General features: G+C 69.0%; 12 protein-coding genes. 7 read left to right on the plus strand and 5 right to left on the minus strand.

Annotated elements, in window-relative coordinates; genetic code table 11:
* Window position 1: 1 nt before the first annotated feature.
* The 3 genes from bioD to RCP80_RS13190 are packed head-to-tail and all read right to left on the minus strand — an operon-like array spanning window position 2 to window position 3,182.
* Window positions 2-679, minus strand: a complete 678-nt coding sequence (gene bioD / locus RCP80_RS13180) for a dethiobiotin synthase (protein WP_308478090.1) — start codon at window positions 677-679, stop codon at window positions 2-4.
* Window positions 676-1,824, minus strand: a complete 1,149-nt coding sequence (locus RCP80_RS13185; RefSeq protein WP_308478091.1) for an 8-amino-7-oxononanoate synthase — start codon at window positions 1,822-1,824, stop codon at window positions 676-678. Before RCP80_RS13185 ends, bioD begins: the two co-directional genes overlap by 4 nt.
* Window positions 1,825-1,856: 32 nt before the next feature.
* Window positions 1,857-3,182, minus strand: coding sequence for an adenosylmethionine--8-amino-7-oxononanoate transaminase (locus tag RCP80_RS13190; protein WP_373693533.1), 1,326 nt, complete (start codon window positions 3,180-3,182; stop codon window positions 1,857-1,859).
* Window positions 3,183-3,272: 90 nt separating this feature from the next.
* Between RCP80_RS13190 and RCP80_RS13195 the strand changes: the two genes are divergently transcribed.
* From RCP80_RS13195 to treZ, 4 genes are read left to right on the plus strand one after another with little or no spacing between them, the layout of a single operon-like run.
* The gene (locus RCP80_RS13195; protein ID WP_308478093.1) at window positions 3,273-5,441 is read left to right on the plus strand and encodes an acetyltransferase SucT; all 2,169 of its coding nucleotides are present in this window, start codon (window positions 3,273-3,275) and stop codon (window positions 5,439-5,441) included.
* Window positions 5,432-7,591: a glycogen debranching protein GlgX gene (gene glgX / locus RCP80_RS13200; RefSeq protein ID WP_308478094.1), complete on the plus strand. Its 2,160-nt coding sequence runs from the start codon at window positions 5,432-5,434 to the stop codon at window positions 7,589-7,591. The genes RCP80_RS13195 and glgX overlap by 10 nt, the downstream gene beginning before the upstream one ends.
* Window position 7,592: 1 nt before the next feature.
* A complete protein-coding gene (gene treY / locus RCP80_RS13205; protein ID WP_308478095.1) occupies window positions 7,593-9,878 on the plus strand; it encodes a malto-oligosyltrehalose synthase in 2,286 nt (761 codons plus the stop codon).
* Window positions 9,871-11,610 (plus strand): malto-oligosyltrehalose trehalohydrolase, encoded by a 1,740-nt coding sequence (gene treZ, locus RCP80_RS13210; protein ID WP_308478096.1) that lies wholly within the window; start codon window positions 9,871-9,873, stop codon window positions 11,608-11,610. Before treY ends, treZ begins: the two co-directional genes overlap by 8 nt.
* Here the strand turns inward: treZ and ilvA are convergent.
* Window positions 11,598-12,890, minus strand: coding sequence for a threonine ammonia-lyase IlvA (gene ilvA / locus RCP80_RS13215; protein ID WP_308478097.1), 1,293 nt, complete (start codon window positions 12,888-12,890; stop codon window positions 11,598-11,600). The two genes, treZ and ilvA, sit on opposite strands and share 13 nt — an antisense overlap.
* Before the next feature lie 40 nt (window positions 12,891-12,930).
* Window positions 12,931-13,365: a nitroreductase family deazaflavin-dependent oxidoreductase gene (locus RCP80_RS13220; protein ID WP_308478098.1), complete on the minus strand. Its 435-nt coding sequence runs from the start codon at window positions 13,363-13,365 to the stop codon at window positions 12,931-12,933.
* A gap of 82 nt (window positions 13,366-13,447) precedes the next feature.
* On the opposite strand from RCP80_RS13220, the gene RCP80_RS13225 reads away from it, so the two are divergent.
* The 3 genes from RCP80_RS13225 to RCP80_RS13235 are packed head-to-tail and all read left to right on the plus strand — an operon-like array spanning window position 13,448 to window position 15,347.
* Window positions 13,448-13,687 (plus strand): hypothetical protein, encoded by a 240-nt coding sequence (locus tag RCP80_RS13225; RefSeq protein WP_308478100.1) that lies wholly within the window; start codon window positions 13,448-13,450, stop codon window positions 13,685-13,687.
* A 27-nt stretch (window positions 13,688-13,714) separates the two neighbouring features.
* Window positions 13,715-14,365, plus strand: coding sequence for a TetR/AcrR family transcriptional regulator (locus tag RCP80_RS13230; RefSeq protein WP_308478101.1), 651 nt, complete (start codon window positions 13,715-13,717; stop codon window positions 14,363-14,365).
* A 28-nt stretch (window positions 14,366-14,393) separates the two neighbouring features.
* Window positions 14,394-15,347 (plus strand): carbon-nitrogen hydrolase family protein, encoded by a 954-nt coding sequence (locus RCP80_RS13235; protein WP_308478102.1) that lies wholly within the window; start codon window positions 14,394-14,396, stop codon window positions 15,345-15,347.
* Window positions 15,348-15,446 lie beyond the last annotated feature (99 nt).

Raw genomic sequence — 15,446 nt, forward strand, 5'->3', positions numbered from 1 at the left:
CTCAGATCAGGCCCGAGAGCCAGTGCCGGTCGAAGACCGATTCGGCCATCTTCGCGAACTCGGTGGCGTCGCGCGTCGCGGCGCCGGCCGGCAGCACGCCGCGCACCGGGGCCAGCGCCGCCAGCTCCGCCCGGTTGCCCTCCGCGGCGGCATCCGGCTGCGCCGGCCAGGCCCCGATCACCAGGCCCGCACACGGAATCCCTTGACCAGAAAGCGATTCCAGCGTCAGCGCGGTGTGGTTCAGGGTGCCGAGACCCGGTGCGACCACCACCAACACGGCCGCCGACAACTCAGCGGCGATATCGCGCACCGTGACGTCGTCGGCGCCGAGGCGCACCAGCAGGCCGCCCGCCCCCTCGACGAGGGTGAGCCGGCCCGGGGCATCCGCGGCGCGCACCGCGGCCAGCAGTTCGGCGCGGGTGGGCAGCGCCAACCCGGCCCGCCGTGCCGCCGCCGCCGGCGCCAGCGGTTCCGGATACCGCCACCCGCCATGCAGACGTTGCACACCCGACAGCCGGCGCACCTCGCCCAGGTCGTCGTCGCCGTCGATCGTTCCGGTCTGCACGGGTTTGCACACCGCGACATCGAGGCCGGCCAGCCGGGCCGCACCGGCCAGCGCCGCCGTCGTCACCGTCTTCCCGACACCGGTGTCGGTCCCGGTGACCACCAGAACGGTCATGCGCGGGCGGTGCGTAGCGCTTCGGTCAAGACCCGGCGCGCCAACGCCATCTCATCCTCGGTCAGCGAGGCGCGTGCGGTCAGCCGCAACCTCGAGGTCCCGGCGGGCACCGTCGGCGGCCGGAAGCAACCCACCCGTACCCCGCGATCCAGACAGGCGGCCGCGGCGGCGACCGCCACCTCGGGGTCGCCGAGGATCACCGACACCACCGCCGACTCGGGCCGCTCGGAGCTGCCACAGATCCGCGCCAGTTCGCCCGCGTGGGCCACCACGGCCTGCGCGCGCCGCGGCTCGGCGATCAGCACCTGCAGCGCCGCCAGCGCGGCCCCGACGGCGGCCGGGGCCAGCCCGGTGTCGAAGATGAAGGGTCGGGCGGCGTCGATCAGATGAGCGCGGACCGCCGCGGGACCCAGCACCACCCCGCCCTGACTGCCCAGCGCCTTGGACAACGTCGTGGTCGCCACGATGTCGGGCGCGTCCGCGAGGCCGAGTTCGTGCAGCAGCCCCTGCCCGCCGGCGCCGCGGACCCCGAGCCCGTGCGCCTCATCCACCAACAGCAGCGCGCCGTGTCGGCGACACACGTCGTGGAGTTCCCGCAGCGGTGCCAGCGCACCATCGGTGGAAAACACCGACTCGGTCACCACGACCGCTCGCTGCTCGGTGCGGCCCGACAGTGCCGCCTCCACCGCGGCCACGTCGCGGTGCGGGGTGACCACCACGCGGGCCCGCGACAGTCGGCACGCATCGACCAGCGAGGCGTGCGTCAGGGCGTCGGAGACCAGCAGCGAGTCGGGGCCCGACAGCGCGACCACCGCGCCGAGATTGGCCGCGTAGCCCGAGGAGAACACCAGCGCCGATTCGGCGCCGACGAAGGCCGCCAACGCGCGCTCGAACTCCTCATGCAGTTCGGTGTTACCGGTGACGAGCCGGGATCCACCGGCGCCCGCACCCCAGGTCCGCAGCGCCTCGACACCGGCGTCGAGCACCGCCGGATGCTGCGACAGCCCGAGGTAGTCGTTGGAAGCCAGGTCCAGTTCGGCGCCCACCGGCGGACGGGTGCGCAACACCCGGCGCAGCCCGGCGGCCCGGCGGTCGCGCTCGACGCCGGCCAACCAGGCCAGCGGGGAAAGGCCGGTTTGGGTCACCCGAAGCTCCTCAGTGCGGTATTGAACACCGTTCAGGTTAGTGCACGGGCGACCGCGAGCATCGCCGTGGTGATCTGGCCGATCTCCTCGGCGGTGCAGATGAACGGCGGCATCACGTAGATCAGATTGCGGAACGGCCGCAGCCAGACGCCATGATCGAGGGCCGCCGCGGTGGCCACCGCCATGTCGACGGGGTGCTGCATCTCGATGACACCGATGGCACCCAGCACCCGGACGTCCGCGACACCGGGAATCGCGCGCGCCGGCCGCAGACCCGCGGTCAAGCCGGCCTCGATCCCCGACACCTGCGCCCGCCAGTCCTGGCTCAGGAGCAACTCCACGCTGGCCACCGAGACCGCACACGCCAGCGCGTTGGCCATGAACGTCGGGCCGTGCATCAACGCGCCGGCCTCGGAAGTGCTGATGACATGCGCGATTTCGGCGCTGCAGAGGGTCGCCGCCAGCGTGAGGTAGCCGCCGGTGAGCGCCTTGCCGACGCACATGATGTCGGGGGTGACGCCGGCGTGGTCGGCGGCGAACAGTTCGCCGGTCCGCCCGAACCCGGTGGCGATCTCGTCGAAGATCAGCAGCACGCCGTGGCGGTCGCAGATCGCCCGCAGCTCGCTCAGATAGCGCGGATCGTGAAACCGCATACCGCCGGCGCCCTGCACCACCGGTTCGACGATCACCGCGGCGAGTTCGTCGAGATTCCGCACCAACTGCTCCTCGAAGGCGCGGCAGTACTGCGCGTCGAAGTCTCGCGGCACCGCCGGGGCGAACACCTGTTGGGCCAGCAGCGAGTTTCCACCCACGTGCGGCCCGGTCCACAACTCGTGCATGCCGCCGTCGGGGTCGCAGACGCTCATCGGGGTGAAGGTGTCGCCGTGGTAGCCGCCGCGCCAGGTCATCAGCCGGTGCTTGCCGGCAAACCCGCGCGAGATCTGATACTGCAACGCCATCTTGACCGCCACCTCGACCGCCACCGAACCCGAGTCGCTGAAGAACACGGTGTCCAACCCCGCGGGGGTGACCTCGACGAGCAGCTGCGCCAGGCGCGCGGCCGGCTCATGGGTGAGCCCGCCGAACATGACGTGGTTCAGCACCGAAAGCTGATCGCTGATCGCGGCGTCGAGGACCGGGTGGCCATGGCCGTGCACGGCGGTCCACCACGAGGCCATGGCATCGAGCACCTCGACCTGGTGCCCGTCGCGCGACAGCGTCAGCCACGCACCCCGGGCGGCCAACGCCACCACCGGGGGCAGCGTGCCCGGCGCGCCGATCGTGCTGTACGGATGCCAGACGTGGGCGGCGTCGATCGCACTGATCTCTTCGGGCGTCAACGCACACACGGCCACCAACCCTAGTTGGGCCACCGAAGCGCGGACGGCCACCCGCGGGTTACGCCGAAATGAGTTGCGGGCCTCAATTAGGTAGATTGTCGGTCGACCATGATCGCCCTGCTCCCCACCCGGCCGACGTCTGCAACCGTTCCGGAGCCTGCGTCCCCGACCGCGAAGGGGACCAGGAAGGCGGATTTCTACCGACACGATCTCGATGGCCTGCGCGGCGTGGCCATCGCGCTGGTTGCTGTCTTCCACGTGTGGTTCGGCCGGGTTTCCGGTGGCGTCGACGTGTTTCTGGTGCTGTCGGGGTTCTTCTTCGGCGGCCGGCTGCTTCGCAACTCGCTGACCGCGCAGACCGTGGTGTCCCCCACCCGCGAGGTCATCCGGCTCGTCCGCCGCCTGCTGCCGGCGCTGGTCGTGGTGTTGGCCGCCTCGGCGGTTCTGACCATCCTGATCCAACCCGAAACCCGCTGGGAGGCCTTTGCCGACCAGAGCCTGGCCAGCCTCGGGTATTACCAGAACTGGGAACTGTCGAACACCGCCGGCGACTATCTGCGCGCCGGCGAATCGGTCAGCCCCCTCCAGCACATCTGGTCGATGTCCGTGCAGGGTCAGTTCTACATCGCGTTCCTGGCCCTCGTGCTGCTGTGCACCGCGCTGCTCCGCAAGCCGCTGGGCAGGCACCTGCGGGTGTTCTTCTTGGTACTTATCAGCGCGCTGACCATCGCCTCGTTCTGCTACGCGATCTTCGCCCACAACGCCGATCAGGCGGCCGCCTACTACAACAGCTTCGCGCGGGGCTGGGAACTGCTGGCCGGTGCGCTGGCCGGGGCCGCGGTGGGCTCGCTGCGGCTGCCGATGTGGGTCCGCACGGTGATGGCCGTCGTCGGCCTGGCCGCGATCCTGTCCTGCGGCATGCTCATCGACGGCGGCGCGGAATTCCCCGGGCCGTGGGCGCTGGTGCCGGTCGGCGCCACCGTCCTGATGATCCTGGCCGCGGCCAACCGCCAGGCCGATCCGCACACCCGCGGCAAGATGCCCCTGCCCAATCGCGTGCTGGCCTGGGGTCCGCTGTTGACGCTGGGCACCATGGCCTACTCGCTGTACCTGTGGCACTGGCCGCTGCTGATCTTCTGGCTGTCCTACAGCGGACGCACCCACGCCACGTTGATCGACGGCGCGGCCATCCTGGCGGTCTCGGGCGTGCTGGCCTACCTGACCATGCGCTTCATCGAGGAACCGTTGCGAGACCGCGGCGGCGCCACCGCGCTCGGGGCGGTCAAGACGCCGTGGCGGCAACGGCTGCGTCGTCCCACGATCGTGCTGGGCTCGATCGTCGTGTTGCTCGGTGTCGCGCTGACGGCCACCTCGTTCACCTGGCGCGAGCACGTCATGCTGCAGCGCGCCGACGGCAAGGACCTCGCGGGCCTGAGCACCCGCGACTATCCGGGTGCCAAGGCACTGCTGCGCGACGCCCGGGTGCCGCGGGTGCCGATGCGCCCGACCGTGCTCGAGGCGGCCAAGGACCTGCCGGTCTCCACCACCGACGGATGCATCAGCAACTTCAAGAACGACGACGTCATCAAGTGCACCTACGGCGACAAGGACGCCACCCGCACCATCGCGGTCGCCGGCGGCTCGCACGCCGAGCATTGGATCACCGCGCTGGACCTGCTGGGCCGGCTGCACAACTTCAAAGTGGTCACCTACCTGAAGATGGCCTGCCCGCTGTCCACCGAGAAGAACCCGCTGATCATGGGCAGCAATTCGCGCTATCCGCAGTGCTACGACTGGGTGCAGAAGGCGATGGCCGAGATCATCGACGACCAACCCGACTACGTGTTCACCACCTCGACCCGGCCCTGGAACATCAAACCCGGGGACGTGATGCCCGGCACCTACGTCGGGATCTGGGAGCAGTTCGCCGAGCACGATATCGAGGTGCTGGCCATGCGCGACACCCCGTGGATGGTGAAGAACACCAAACCGTTCTTCCCTGCCGACTGCCTCGCGGATGGCGGCGACTCGGTGTCCTGCGGGGTGAAGCGGTCGGTGGTGCTGGCACCGGAGAACCCGACCCTGGAATTCGTCGAGCGCTTCCCTAATCTCAAGCCGCTGGACATGAGCGAGGCCGTGTGCCGACCCGACTTCTGTCGCGCGGTGGAGGGAAATGTGTTGATGTACCACGATTCTCACCACTTCACCGCAACCTACATGCGGACCATGGCACCGGAGTTGGGCCGGCAGATCGCGGCCGTGACCGGATGGTGGTGAGCGAGGGCGCGCAGGTGCCCACCGTGCCCACCGTGTGGCCGGGCAGCGCCTATCCGCTGGGAGCCACCTACGACGGTGCGGGCACCAACTTCGCGTTGTTCTCCGAGGTCGCCGAGAACGTCGACCTGTGCCTGATCGCGCGGGACGGTTCCGAGACCCGTATCGAACTCGACGAGGTGGACGGGCACGTGTGGCACGCCTATCTGCCGACCATCACCCCGGGCCAGCGCTACGGCTACCGGGTGCACGGACCGTGGGCCCCGGAGTCCGGGCACCGCTGCGATTCCTCCAAACTGCTGCTCGATCCCTACGGCAAGTCCTTTCACGGCGATTTCCACTTCTCGCAGGCGTTGTTCTCCTACGACCTGGCGGCCGAGGATCCGGCCTCGGGCGGCACGCCGCCGCGGGTCGATTCGCTCGGGCACACGATGAGCAGCGTGGTCATCAACCCGTTCTTCAACTGGGCCAACGATCGTCCGCCCCGGACGCCGTATCACGGCACGATCATCTACGAGGCACACGTCAAGGGGATGACCCAACGGCACCCGGGCATCCCCGAGGAACTGCGCGGCACCTACGCGGGTCTGGCCCACCCGGTGATCATCGACCACCTGAAGTCGCTGGATGTCACCGCGATCGAACTGATGCCGGTGCACCAGTTCCTGCACGACCGCCGGCTGGTGGATCTCGGGCTGCGAAACTACTGGGGCTACAACACTTTCGGGTTCTTCGCCCCGCACTATCAGTACGCGGCCACCCGGAACGCCGGCGGCGCGGTGGCCGAGTTCAAGACCATGGTCAAGGCCTTCCACGAGGCCGGCATCGAGGTCATCCTCGACGTCGTCTACAACCACACCGCCGAGGGTGACCACCTGGGTCCGACGCTGAACTTCCGGGGCATCGACAATGCGGCCTACTACCGGCTGCTCGACGGGGACCTGCGCTACTACAAGGACTTCACCGGCACCGGCAACAGCCTCAATGCCCGCAACCCGCACACCCTGCAGCTGATCATGGACTCACTGCGCTACTGGGTGCTCGAGATGCATGTGGACGGGTTCCGCTTCGATCTCGCCTCGACGCTGGCGCGTGAGTTCTACGACGTCGACCGGCTTTCGGCGTTTTTCGATCTGGTGCAACAGGATCCGGTGATCAGCCAGGTCAAGCTCATCGCCGAGCCGTGGGACATCGGCGAGGGCGGCTATCAGGTGGGCAACTTCCCGGGGCTGTGGACGGAGTGGAACGGCAAGTACCGCGACACCGTGCGGGACTACTGGCGTGGTGAGCCGGCGACCCTCGGCGAGTTCGCCTCCCGGCTGACCGGCTCCTCCGATCTCTACGAGCACACCGGGCGCCGCCCCAGCGCCAGCATCAACTTCGTCACCGCACACGACGGCTTCACGCTCGCAGACCTGGTGTCCTACAACGAGAAACACAACGAGGCCAACGGCGAGGGGAACGCCGACGGCGAGAACCACAACCGGTCCTGGAACTGCGGCGTGGAGGGTCCCACCGACGATCCGGACGTTCTGGCGTTGCGGGCCAAGCAGATGCGCAACATCATCGCCACCTTGATGGTCAGCCAGGGCACCCCGATGATCAGCCACGGCGACGAGATCGGCCGCAGCCAGCTGGGCAACAACAACGTCTACTGTCAGGACTCCGAGCTGTCGTGGATGGACTGGTCGCTGACCGAGACCAACGCCGATCTGCTGGCGTTCGTGCGACGCGCCACCGGCCTGCGCAGCGCACACCCGGTGTTCCGTCGCAGGCGGTTCTTCGCCGGCACGCCGATCCGCACGGGCGACCAATACCGCGACATCGCCTGGTTGACCCCGACCGGTCAGGAGATGACCCCCGAGGACTGGGGCTCCCCCTTGGGCACCTCGGTGGCGGTCTTTCTCAACGGCGAGGCGATACCCGAGCCGGACAGGCGCGGCGAGCGGGTGATCGACGATTCGTTCCTGCTTTGTTTCAACGCCAACTCCGAGGGTATGGACTTCGTCACGCCCGATGGACGGTACGCACAGGAATGGAGCTCGGCTTTGGACACCTCGACCCCGACCGGCGTCAGCGACACCGTGGTGCGCGCCGGCGAAAAGGTCACCCTCGAACCCCGCTCGGTGCTGGTCCTGCGAAAGACGACTTGACGTGCGACGACCGGTGTTGTCCACCTACCGCCTGCAGATGCGCGGGGATGGGTTCACCCTGGCCGACGCGCTGGAACTCCTCGACTACCTCGACGAGCTGGGCGTCACCCACGTATACCTGTCGCCGATCCTGACACCAGTGACCGGCTCGACCCACGGTTATGACGTCACCGACCCCACCGCGGTCTCCGCCGAACTCGGCGGCCCCGACGCGCTCGCGGCGCTGTCGCGGGCCGCCCGCGAACGCGGGATGGGCCTGGTGGTCGACATCGTGCCCAACCACGTCGGGGTCGAACAGCCGGCGCTGAATCCGTGGTGGTGGGACGTGCTCAAGCACGGCCGCCAATCGCAGTTCGCCGACTTCTTCGACATCGACTGGTCGTTGGATCCCGATGGGCGGATCGTCCTGCCGGTGCTGGGCAGCGACGACGACGTCGATGCCCTCCGGGTCGACGGCGACGCCTTGACCCTGGGGGATTTGCGCTTCCCGATCGCCCCCGGCACCGCGGCCGGCAGCGGCGCCGAGGTGCACGGTCGGCAGCACTATCGGCTGGTGGGCTGGCGGAACAACGTCTGCGGGTATCGCCGGTTCTTCTCGATCACCTCACTGGCCGGCCTCCGGCAGGAGGATCGAAAGGTGTTCGACGCCAGCCACGTTGAGGTCAAGCGTTGGTTCGACGAGGCGCTGGTCGACGGGGTGCGCATCGACCATCCCGATGGACTCGCCGACCCCGTCGGCTACCTGCGGTGGTTGCGGGAACTCACCGGTCCGCAGGCCTACATTGTGATCGAGAAGATCCTCGGGGTCGACGAGGCGCTGGAACCCAGCCTGCCGGTCGACGGCACCACCGGATACGACGTGCTGCGCGAGATCGGCGGGTTGTTCGTCGATCCGGCGGGTGCGGCGACGCTGACCGAACTGAGCGCATCGGCCGGATTCGAGCATACCGAGGCCCCCCGGTTGGAGGCCGAACTCAAGCTCGCCGCCGCCACCGAGACCCTGGCTGCCGAACTCGCCCGGCTGCGGCGGGCGGTGGTGGCGGCCACCGGCCACGACCACCCCCGGCTGCCGGATGCGATCGCCGCGCTGCTGACGCACATCGACGTCTACCGCTGCGACTACCCCGGGTTGGCGGCCATGCTGTCGGCCGCCATCGCCGAAACCGTCGCCGCCGAACCCGAACTCGCCGCGCCGCTTCAGGTGCTGGCGGCCGCGCTCGGTTTCGAGGAGCCCGCCACCCGGCTGCAGCAGCTGTGCGGTGCGGTCACCGCCAAGGCCGTCGAGGATTGCCTGTTCTACCGGGACAACCGGCTGGTGTCGCTCAACGAGGTCGGCGGCAGTCCCCTGCGGTTCGGTGTCAGCGCGGCGGAGTTTCACCACAGCGCTGCGGTGCGCGCGCAGCGCTGGCCCACCGCGATGACGACGCTGACCACCCACGACACCAAGCGCGGCGAGGACGTCCGCGCCCGCATCGGGGTGCTCTCGCAGGTGCCCGGGCTGTTTGCCGAGCTGGTCGCCGGCTGGGAGCAGGCCGTGCCCTCCCCCGCCCCGGACAGCGGACTGTTCCTGTGGCAGAACATCTTCGGGGTGTGGCCCGTGGACGGCACCGTCGATGCGGAGCTGCGCTCCCGGCTGCACGGCTACGCCGAGAAGGCGCTGCGCGAGGCGCAGGTGCACACGTCCTGGAACGAGCCCGACGAGGCCTTCGAGTCCGCTACGCACGACTGGCTGGACGCCGCGCTCGACGGCCCGGTCGCCGCCGAGCTGACCGCGCTGGTGGCCCGGCTCGACCGGTATGCCCGCGACGACGCGTTGGCACAGAAGCTGCTGGCCCTGACCGTGCCGGGGGTCCCCGACGTCTACCAGGGCACCGAACTGTGGGAGGACAGTCTGGTCGATCCGGACAACCGCCGCCCGGTGGACTACGGCGTCCGCCGGGCCGCGCTGGCCGCCGGCGAGCACCCCAAGCTGCAGGTGGTGCGCAGCGCATTGCGGCTGCGGCGAGACCGACCCGAGACCTTCCTGGCCGGCGGCTACACCCCGGTGCTGGCGACCGGGACCGCCGCTCAGCACCTGGTGGCGTTTCTGCGCGGCACCGATGTGCTGGTGGCCGTGAGCCGGTGGACGGTGGCGCTGAGCGAATCCGGTTGGCAGGACACCGAACTGGCACTGCCGCCCGGGAACTGGGTGGATCGGCTGACCGGGGCCGGCCATTGCGGCGTGATTCCGGTATCCCAATTGTTCACCGGCAATCCGGTGGCGCTGTTGGAGCGCACCGATGGCTGAGCACCAGTTCGCGGTGTGGGCGCCGCGGCCCGATCTGGTGCGGCTGGATGTGGACGGCGCGCTGTATCCCATGGAGCGCGGCGCCGACGACTGGTGGCGGGCCACCCTCGACGTCGAACCGGGCGCCCGCTACGGCTTTGTTCTCGACGACGATCCGACGGTGCTGCCGGATCCGCGCTCGGCGCGCCAACCCGACGGGGTGCACGCGCGCTCGGCCCTCTGGAGCCCCGCCGGCCCCCCGGCCGCGGACTGGGCGGGCCGATCCGTTGCCGGCGCGGTCGTCTACGAGTTACACGTGGGAACCTTCACGGCGGCAGGAACTTTGGATTCTGCGATCGAGCGGCTCGACCACCTGGTGCGGCTGGGCGTGGACTTCGTCGAGTTGATGCCGGTCAACGCGTTCGCCGGCACTCACGGCTGGGGCTACGACGGGGTGCTGTGGTACGCGGTGCACGAACCCTACGGCGGCCCCGATGCGCTGCTGCGGTTCGTCGACGCGTGCCATCGGCGCGGGCTGGGTGTGCTGCTCGACGCGGTGTTCAACCACCTCGGTCCGTCGGGCAACTACCTGCCCCGGTTCGGCCCCTACCTGTCCTCGGGCAGCAACCCGTGGGGCGAGGGCATCAACATCGCCGATGCGGACTCCGATGAGGTGCGCCGCTACATCATCGAATGTGCGTTGCGCTGGCTGCGGGACTTCGGCCTCGACGGGCTGCGGCTGGACGCCGTGCATGCGCTGGTCGACACCACCGCGCTGCACATCCTCGAGGAGCTGTCGGCCGAAACCGACTCGCTGGCAGAGCAATTGGGTCGGCCACTGTCGTTGATCGCCGAAAGCGACCGCAACGATCCGCGGTTCATCACCGAGCGCTCGGCCGGCGGCTACGGCCTGACGGCGCAGTGGGACGACGACATCCACCATGCCCTGCATGCGGCGGTATCCGGCGAACAGCACGGCTACTATTCGGATTTCGGTTCCATGGCGGTATTGGCCCAGACCCTCAAGAGCGGCTTCTACCACGCCGGCTCCTTCTCCTCGTTCCGCAAGCGCAGGCACGGTCGGCCGCTGGACACCGCGACCGTTCCCGGGTGCCGGCTGTTGGCCTACACCAGCACCCACGATCAGGTCGGTAACCGCGCGCTCGGCGACCGCCCCACCGCCTATCTCACCGACGGACAGCTGGCCGTCAGCGCCGCGCTGGCGTTGTTGACCCCGTTCACCGCGATGCTGTTCATGGGTGAGGAGTGGGCGGCCACCACGCCCTTTCAGTTCTTCAGCTCGCATCCGGAGCCCGAACTGGCCGAGGCGACCCGGCAGGGCCGCAAGGCCGAGTTCGCCGACCACGGCTGGGATGCCGCCGAGGTGCCCGACCCGCAGGACCCCGAGACGTTCCTGTGCTCCAAGTTGAACTGGGACGAGGCCGGCGCGGGGCGGCATGCCGCCATGCTGGCGCTGTACCGGGAGCTGATCGCGTTGCGCCGGACCGAACCCGACCTGGCCGACTACTGGCTCGACCACTTGGCGGTCGACTACGACGAGGATGCCCGCTGGATCGTGCTGTACCGCGGCGCCTTGGCGATCGCGTGCAACCTGGGTGCGGACACCGCGTCGGTGCCGGTGACCGGCGAGGTGGTGTCCGCGTGGGGCACCCCGCGGGTCGGTGCCGCCGCGACCGCGCTGGACGGGCATTCCTTTGCGGTGCTGCGGGTCTCGGCCCGTCAGGTGAGGTAGCGGTAGGTCGGCGAGCCCGGTTCGAGCAATTCGACGTGGCACTCGGAGGTCTTCATGCGCTCCAACAGGCCATCTAGGTCGCCGGCCGAGGCCAATTCGATGCCGACCAGGGCCTCGCCGGTCTCCCGGTTGTTGCGCTTGACGTATTCGAACAACGTGACGTCGTCGTTGGGTCCCAGCACCCCGTCGAGGAAGCGCCGCAGCGCGCCGGGTTCCTGCGGGAAGTCGACCAGGAAGTAGTGCTTGAGACCCAGGTGGACCAGCGAGCGTTCCAGCACCTCGCCGTAGCGGGACACGTCGTTGTTGCCGCCCGAGATCAGGCAGACCACCGTCGACCCCGGCGCGACGTCGGCCTCCAGGAGTCCGGCCACCGACAACGCCCCGGCGGGCTCGGCGATGATGCCCTCGTTCTGGTACAGGTCCAGCATGGCCGTACAGACCGCGCCCTCGTCGACCGTCGTGATCGAGACCATGTCGCCGGCCGAGGACAGCGCCTCGAAAGGTAGCCGGCCCGCGCGGGCCACCGCCGCGCCGTCGACGAACTGGTCGACGTGCTCCAGGGTGACCGGCTGCCCCTCCGCCAACGCCGCCAGCAGCGAGGCCGCGCCGGCGGGCTCGATCCCGAGTACCGAGGTCGCGGTCGTCCGGTCGGCGAGGTAGCTGGTGATACCGCTGATGCAGCCGCCGCCGCCGACGGGCACCACCACCAGGTCGGGCTCGCCGTCGAGTTGGTCGAGGATCTCGACCGCGATGGTGCCTTGACCCGCCATCGTGCGGAGGTCGTCGTAGGGGTGGACCAGGGTGGCGCCGGTGCGTCGAACATCGGCGAGCGCCGCGTCGGCGGCCATGTCGTAGGTCTTGCCGCCGACGATCACCTCGACGTACTCGCCGCCGTGGTAGGCGATGCGGTCACGCTTCTGCTTCGGCGTCTTGGCCGGCACGTAGACCCGGCCGTGAATCGCCATCGACCGACACGCCAGCGCGAAGCCCTGCGCGTGATTCCCGGCCGACGAGCACACCACGCCGGCCGCCAACTCCTCGGGCGTCAGCTGGAGCAGCAGATTGTAGGCGCCGCGCACCTTGTAGGAGCGCACGGTCTGCAGGTCCTCGCGCTTGAGGTACACCAGCGCGCCGGTCAGCTGGGACAGCCGATCGCTGTACTGCAGGGGTGTGGGTGTCACCACACCGGAAATTCGCTGCGCCGCCGCCTCGACATCGGCCCCGGTGAGCAGCGGGGCTGGTGCTGCCATGTGTGGTGCTTGTTTCAGTTCAGCGGACACCGACCAATGGTGCCACGCGGCAATTGAGCAGTGAAATCGATTAGACGGGAGTCAACACGAAGACCGGGATTTGCCGATCGGTCTTTTTCTGATATTCGGCGTAGTCGGGAAACGCCGCGACCGCCCGCTCCCACCACTGCGCACGTTCCTCGCCGGACACCTCGCGGGCTCGGTAGTCGGCGGAAACGGTGCCATCCTGCAGTTCGACCTGCGGGTTTGCCTTGACGTTGTAGTACCAGACCGGGTTCTTGGGGGCGCCGCCGAGGGAGGCGACGATTGCGTACTCACCGTTGTGCTCGACCCGCATCAATGGGGTCTTGCGCAACTTGCCCGTCTTGGCCCCGATCGTGGTCAACAGCACCACCGGCATGCCCCGCAATTCGGTGCCCTTGGTGCCGCCCGAGTTCATGTATTCCTCGGCGTTTTCCCGGGCCCAATCCGAGGTGCTGGGCTCATACTCTCCTTTAAGCGCCATGGGGCCCACCCTAGCGAAATCACGGGACCGACATCTTGCGTTTCGGGTGGCCGAAACTTTTTGTCAGGTCTATCATGGCGGCATGACCACCGCCGAACAGCTCCGCTCCGGCCCGGAGGCTGGGACGGCTCGCCACGCGCACCGCGAGTTCGTCATCGCGGGCGTGCCGTGGCCGGCTTACAAGGTGGTGGCCATCCTCCTCGCGCTCCTGGTGTTCGCGCTCGTCATCCTCGCGACCGCCGATCCGAGTGCCGCGGTGCTGACCGCGACCACCGCCGCCACCACGGTGTGGATCGCCGGCGGCTCCCGCCACCACCGCTGACGTCGGCAGGCGCCGTAACCTTCACGCATGACACAGCCGCCCAAGGTCCGTCGCCGCGATCGACGCGCGGTCGTGACCAGCGCCAACATCCTGGACGCCGCCGAGCGACTGTTCACCGAACGCGGCTTTCACGCCGTGACCATGGATGCGATCGCCGAGGCCGCCGGTCTGGCGGTGGGCTCGATCTATCACCATTTCAAGAACAAGGAACGGCTGTACCTGGCCCTGGTCGAGCGGGCACTCGACGTCAACGCGGAGGCCATGGCGGCGGCCTACGGGGGTGGGCGCACCCCGATCGAGGAATTGCGCGCCGCGAGCGACGCCTACTTCCGGTTTCACCTGGGCAACCCGGGATACTTCCGGATGATTGCGCTGCGCACGCTCGACGTGCCGCCGGGCGACGTCGCCAGCGAGGCCGAGCGCCGGATCGCGGACAAGGTCGAACGCCTCGTGGGCGACATCGCCGACACCTTGCGTCGCGCCGATGCGGCCGGCCAGCTGCACTGCGCCGACCCGCACCGGACGTCGGTGTTCCTGTGGGGCGCATGGAACGGCGTGCTGTCGCTGCGCCTCCGCCCCGATCGCCTGCAACTCGACGAGGCCGAGCTTCGACGGGTGCTGGAGACCGGACGCGACATCATCGAGCAGGGCCTGGGTCCGAACAAAGTCTTGAAGTAGCGTTCAGTTTTATAGTACCGTTCGGTTCATGGTGCTCGCAGCGGCTGTTCAACTCGAGGCGGTCCTGGGCGACGTCGCCGCCAACCTGGCGGCGTGCGAGGCCCTTGCCGACGAAGCCTGCCGGGCCGGGGCGCGGATCATCGCGCTGCCGGAGTTCTTCTCCACCGGCATCGGATTCGACGACGCGCTCAAGGATGCGGCACTGCCGCCGGACGGCGCCGCCACCGCCTTGCTCACCAGCCTCGCCCGGCGGCACGACGCCCTGGTCGGCGGGTCCTTTCTGTGCCGCGACCCCGACGGGCATGTGCGCAACGCCTATCTGGCCGCCACACCCGATGGCGTCCTCGGCCGTCACGACAAAGACCTGCCCACTATGTGGGAGAACTGCTTCTACACCGGCGGGCACGACGACGGCGTGATCCCGGCCGGCCAGTATCAACTCGGCGCGGCCGTGTGTTGGGAGTTGATGCGCACTCGCACCGTGACACGTCTGCGGTCCCGTGTCGATCTCGTCATGACCGGTTCCGGGTGGTGGTCGATCCCGCGGTGGACTCCCCGCGCCGTGTTCGACCGGTGGGAGTACCAGAATTCGGCGACGGCTCGCGCGGTGGCACCGATGTTCGCGAAGTACGTCGGGGCGCCGGTCATCCATGCCGCGCACGCCGGGGACCTGACCTGCGGGATGCCGTGGCTGCCGATGCCCTACCGGGGCCGGCTCGAGGGCTCCACCATGATCGTCGATGCCCGTGGCGAGATACTCGCCGAACGCGGCCCCGACGAGGGTCCGGGTGTTGTCCTTGCCGAGATCGAGATCGGCCGCGCCACACCGCTACTCGAGCCGCCGGACCGATACTGGCTACACCCGCGCGGGCCGCTGCCCAGCGCCGTCTGGCACTACCAACGCTGGCACGGTCGGCGGTGGTACCGGCGCCACGTGTTGAGCGCAGGAGCGACGCTTGCGGAGCCTACGTCACCTTGCTGAACCCGACCCTGTTCCTGCCCTTGGCTTTCCGGGAGCAGTTCAATGCCTCGGAGTATTCCAATACTGCATCGGCTGCGGTGTAGCTGGTCTGCTGGTCGA

The sequence above is a fragment of the Mycolicibacterium sp. MU0053 genome (genome assembly GCF_963378095.1).
Taxonomy (GTDB): Bacteria; Actinomycetota; Actinomycetes; order Mycobacteriales; family Mycobacteriaceae; genus Mycobacterium; species Mycobacterium burgundiense.